The organism is Companilactobacillus bobalius (genome assembly GCF_009764355.1).
This window is the reverse complement of the sequence record NZ_LNUA01000062.1, coordinates 1-5,369: the sequence shown is the minus strand read 5'-3', so window position 1 is coordinate 5,369 and position 5,369 is coordinate 1. Positions and strand designations below refer to the sequence as shown.

At 43.1% G+C, this 5,369-nt stretch carries 2 protein-coding genes and 3 pseudogenes; 3 read left to right on the top strand and 2 right to left on the bottom strand.

All coding sequences use genetic code 11. The features are described 5' to 3' along the window. Positions 1 to 171: 171 nt before the first annotated feature. A pseudogene (locus ATN92_RS14675) lies at positions 172 to 471 on the top strand (transposase); the annotation flags it as partial. Position 472: 1 nt separating this feature from the next. On the opposite strand, the pseudogene ATN92_RS14670 reads toward ATN92_RS14675, so the two are convergent. Then, positions 473 to 1,263 (bottom strand): annotated as a pseudogene (locus tag ATN92_RS14670) (IS5 family transposase). 280 nt (positions 1,264 to 1,543) lie between these two features. Between ATN92_RS14670 and ATN92_RS14665 the strand changes: the two are divergent. Both ATN92_RS14665 and ATN92_RS14660 read left to right on the top strand, forming a co-directional pair. Beyond that, entirely contained in the window at positions 1,544 to 1,975 is a 432-nt protein-coding gene (locus ATN92_RS14665; RefSeq protein WP_002816262.1) for a CopY/TcrY family copper transport repressor, read from the top strand. A gap of 252 nt (positions 1,976 to 2,227) precedes the next feature. Further along, positions 2,228 to 4,453: a heavy metal translocating P-type ATPase gene (locus ATN92_RS14660; protein ID WP_056950763.1), complete on the top strand. Its 2,226-nt coding sequence runs from the start codon at positions 2,228 to 2,230 to the stop codon at positions 4,451 to 4,453. 74 nt (positions 4,454 to 4,527) lie between these two features. On the opposite strand, the pseudogene ATN92_RS14655 reads toward ATN92_RS14660, so the two are convergent. Next, positions 4,528 to 5,271, bottom strand: a pseudogene (locus ATN92_RS14655) (MFS transporter); the annotation flags it as partial. Positions 5,272 to 5,369 lie beyond the last annotated feature (98 nt).

Sequence of the window (5,369 nt, the reverse complement as noted above, 5' to 3'; positions counted from 1 at the left end):
ATTCCTGCATACAATCTGGGCAGTTACCTTGATAAAACGCTGACCAGCATCGCAAATCAAACCTATCAAAACGGTAGATTGTAAAATTAATCCGAACGCTGTTCGGACAAAAAAGATCAGCTTCCTTTAAAATGGTGTTTACCACAAACCCATCTTTTAGGAGCTGATCTTTTGTCTAGTATAACCTATTCCGAACGAATTAAAATCGAAACCTTTTGTGAACTAGGGCTGTCCAATATCCAAATGGGCGTTCGGCTGAACCGATCACCGTCAACAATTTCTTATGAATTATCTCGATGTCAACCTTATCAGGCTGAATTAGCACAAACAGATGCCGAATACAAGCGATCACGATGTGGTCGGAAAACTAAGCTGAGCGATGAGTTAAAGCAAAAAATTCTCAACCATTTACGTCTAAGCTGGTCACCAGGAATGATTGCTCACGAATTTAAACTAGCTACTAAGAACCTGTCTAGTATCTTTTAAGAACTATCTTCAGGAAGGCCAATACAACCATTTGAAGACTGCTGTTAAGGGCACGTTCACAGTTTTTCCAAAGTCGCCGACATTTGTCTAGCCAACTCCATGAACGTTCAACGATCCATCGTTGCGGTAACACCGTGAACATATGCAACTCGTTGCGTTTAACTACCGTCGTCTTAGCATTCAAAATGAGCTTCACCTGATCCGCAAAGTCATTGCCAGTGTAGCCACCATCAACCATGACATGCTGAACCAGCTATAAATTTTGGCTAGCCAAACTAATAAACATAGCCAATGCACCTGAACGATCTGATACATTAGCTCGTGTCACGAGAACGGCTTGTGGTAAACCATTAATATCAACCGCCATATGACGCTTAATCCCTGAAATCTTTTTGCCGCCATCGTAGCCACTATTTTTCGTTAAATCAGTGGTTTTAACACTTTGAGCATCAACAATCACAAACGACGTTCGGGCCGATCGGCCCTGTGCAAAGCGATAGTAAGCAACAGTTTTTTTAAAAGACTTTCTAATAGTGAATCGGCTGTCGGGTCTGGTTTATCTCGCCACATATCGTAATAGTGGTAGACAGTGTGCCATTCCGGGAAATCGTGCGGTAATTCACGCCATTGACACCCTGTAGTAAGCGAGTAAAGGATGGCATTGAATACGTCATAAAGATCATAACGACGCGGTCTTGTATGCTTGCGGAAGTTTTCTAAATCAGGTTGTATTAACGCAAATTGCGCTCGAGAAATATTGCTTGGATAATCTGGCATGACAAACTCCTCAGTCGGTTTTCCACAATTCTACCAGATTCAGCAGATACTAGACAGGTTCTAAGAGGCATTTCACCATACTAACAAGAAAACCAAAAATTCCCAGATCATTAATTTAACATATCGTATCAAACCACGCCTGGAATATTATCTAGGCGTTTTTTTAATGTCATGGTATTTTCTGGCAGAAAGGTTGCATTATTGTGACTACAGTTGTAAACTAATAAGTGTTAAGAGGCTGCAAACGTAAACTTAGAATTCAATTAATGGAGGAAGCCAATTGAAGGATGCAAAGAATGTAACCATCACCGATTCTGAATGGATGGTTATGAGAGCAATTTGGACAATGGGACATGCGACTAGTCGTGAACTAATCGATGCTATGAACGAATTAGAAGGCTGGTCAGCTTCAACAACCAAAACGCTACTTCACAGGTTGATTCAAAAACAGGCGGTTGCGCAGCATGGCGGCAGTCGACCATTCACGTATAAGCCGGTTGTTGGCGAGAAGGAATCAATGGCGGCAGCGGCAGATGATTTGTTTGACCATATGTGTGCGATGCGGGCTGGTTCAACAATTGCCGGCGTTATTCAGTCAAGGGAACTCTCACGGGCGGATATTGCGAACTTACAGGCGATTCTAGCTGAAAAGGCCAAAACAGCGCCCGAGGAAGTTCAGTGTAACTGCTTGCCAGGTGATCAAACGTGTTAAGACTGTGGTGTTCTGTTTACTTTTAGGATTGCTGCACAAAAATCCAGAATCTGGGATTTCTGATGGCGGAAACTTATGAATTTTTGTCGTAATTCTCATTCATATAGTGGCATGGTGCTCCGCAAAGCAGAAGCCTAAATATAAGAACCTGGTGGAAAAATCCCGAGCCCGGGGATTTCCATACAAGGAACTTATATTCCGGCTTCTAACCGCTTTGCTACGCACACTTATTTTTAGGGGGGGTCGATAATCATGGCAAATAAAGAGGACCAGATGAACATGAAAAACATGAGTGCTAAGAATATGGAAAATAATGAATCAAATATGAGTCATATGGATCATGATGACATGAAAATGGATCACGATATGACCGAAACGGATCATAATCAAATGAACATGGATCACAGCCAAATGAATATGAATCACGAAACTATGAATATGAGTGGGATGAATCACGGTGATATGGATATGGCTGGGACCGACATGATGATGCACGGTGGCTCAATGATGCATATGGGGAATTTGAAAGTTAAATTTTGGGTCTCCGTTGTCTTAGCGATTCCAGTTTTACTGTTAGCACCAATCATGGGTTTAAACGTTTCCATCCTTAGTTTCAGTTCACCGCTAATTGTTGGCATTATCATCGTTTTGTTTGATACAGCACTTTACTTTTATGGCGGAATGCCATTTTTAAAGGGGGCTAAAGCGGAAATTCAGGATAAATCTCCTGAAATGATGACGCTAGTAACCCTTGGAATTTCCGTTTCGTATTTCTACAGTTTGTACGCATTTATTGCCAACAACTTCTTGAACCCGGCAAATCATGTAATGGATTTTTCGTTCGAACTTGCAACCCTGATTTTAATTATGCTTCTAGGACACTGGATTGAAATGAATGCATTGATGGGGGCTGGGGATGCCTTACAAAAGATGGCGGCCCTGTTGCCTAAGACGGCCCATCTAGTTACAGATAATGGTGAAACAAAAGAAGTGCCAGTATCTGATTTAAAAGTTGGTCAAGCTTTCCAAGTGCGTTCAGGTGAGAGTATTCCAGCCGATGGTGTTATTACGGCTGGGGAGTCGACCGTGAATGAAGCACTGGTAACCGGTGAATCTGCTGCCGTTACCAAGAACGTTGGCGATAAGGTCATTGGTGGTGCAACCAACAATAACGGGACGCTAACGGTTAAAATTAGTGGTACTGGTGACTCCGGCTATCTTTCTCAAGTAATGAAAATGGTTCAAAATGCCCAGCAAACTAAATCTAAAGCAGAAGATAAAGCTGATTTAGTTGCCAAGTATCTATTTTACGCGGCATTTGGTGTTGGGATTATTGCTTTCTTTGCCTGGTTACCCCAGGGATTGGCGACTGCAATGACGATCATGGTGACCGTCTTCGTGATTGCTTGCCCGCATGCATTAGGATTAGCGATTCCATTAGTGGTTTCTCGTTCTACTACGATTGGCGCTCAAAATGGGCTATTAGTTCGAAATCGCCAAGCCATTGAAGCAAGTCAACATGTTAGCCACGTTCTCTTGGATAAAACTGGCACGTTAACAGAAGGTAAATTTACGGTGAATGCATTGATTCCAAATGATGGGATTGACGAAACAACGTTATTAAGCCGACTGGCCGCCCTTGAAAATAATTCGACTCATCCGCTGGCCCAAGCAATCATTACTGAAGCCCAAGCGAAGGACATTGAAGTCGTTGCGGCTGAAAAGTCTCAAAATATTCCGGGCGTTGGTATTTCCGGTAATGTTGATGGCACTGACTATACGATTGTTAATGGTAACTATTTAACGAAGCAAGGGATCAGGTTTGACGAGGCCGCTGCTGATAAATGGGCTGCTAAGGGTAATTCCGTCAGCTTCCTATTGCAGGGCACCCAAGTTCAAGGAATGGTTGCTGAAGGCGACACCATCAAAGCGGGTGCTAAGGAATTAATTAGTGGTCTTCAGAGGCGAGGAATTACCCCCGTAATGCTCACTGGCGATAATCCAAAAGCCGCGGAACACGTTGCTAACTTACTAGGATTGACTGAATTCCATGCAGGCCTATTACCAGATGATAAGCAAAAGATTATTGCTGATTATCAAGCAAAGGGCAATCACGTCATCATGGTTGGTGACGGCGTAAATGACGCACCAAGTCTTGCCGCGGCCGATATTGGAATTGCAATTGGTGCCGGAACCGATGTTGCCATTGATTCCGCTGATGTTGTGTTGGTTAAATCAGAACCCAGCGATATTTTACATTTTCTTGATTTGGCTAAAATCACAAATCGGAAAATGGTTCAAAATCTCTGGTGGGGAGCAGGCTACAATATTGTCGCAATTCCACTCGCTGCCGGTGTGTTGTCATTTATTGGAATCATTCTAGACCCAGCCGTTGGTGCTGTGGTCATGGCGATGTCGACAATTATCGTGGCAATTAATGCGATGGGATTGACTGGTGAAAAGATTAAAAACGTGTAATTAAGTGATGACAAAAAGAGGAGAAAGATCAGCTGGTAGTCTGGTCTTTCTCCTCTTTTTGATCATCATGTTAATTACTTATCTGGTTGCTCAGTTAATTTCGCCAATTTTTGATGCAGCCTAATGTCATATTGCCTGGTAATTGGCATTAACACCGCGACCACCCCGCAAATGGCAGCACCGATTCCTGCAATCACAAATAGGCGTTCAATGCCAATCACATCAGCTAGGGGACCGGCAAAAATTAAGCCAATTGGTTCACCTAGATTCAACAAAGAATTCAAAACGCCTAGAATCCGCCCTAACTCTTCTGCTGGATAACTTTGTTGAATCATTGCCATTAAAAGCGTTGTAAAAAATGGGGTCGCAATTCCTTCAATGATGTTTAAAGCTGCGAACCATAAAAATCCGGTTTGGTTACTTGGCAAAATGCCGCTAATACCGGTTGGAATGCCAACCAGGAAAAACGCGATGATTACGGGCTTCATCCGGTCCTGCCACTTACCAAAGAGGCCAATGATAGTGCCGCCGATTAGCATGCCAGTTGAATAAATGGCTTCAATTAAGCCAGCCTGACTAACGGTTCCCTGAAAGTATTTCATGGTCATGAGTGGATACATGCTGGCAGCAGGCATGTAGGTTAGTGTGAAGACGGCGCCGATCAACGTAATGTACCACAAGCCCTTGTTGTTCGTAAGTTGTTTGATCCCCAAGCGGGTGTTGTGGAGCACATGCATTGGCTGATCAATTTTTTCATTGTTAGGAATTTGAACCCACGTTAAAATACAAATCCCAATGATGGCCCCAAGTACGTCTAAGAACCTGTCTAGTATCTGCTGAATCTGGTAGAATTGTGGAAAACCGACTGAGGAGTTTGTCATGCCAGATTATCCAAGCAATATTTCTCGAGCGCAAT

What these genes read in the sequence shown, in the direction of transcription:
- ATN92_RS14660 (WP_056950763.1), top strand. Translation starts at nt 2,228, where the DNA reads ATGGCAAATAAAGAGGACCAGATGAACATGAAAAACATGAGTGCTAAG.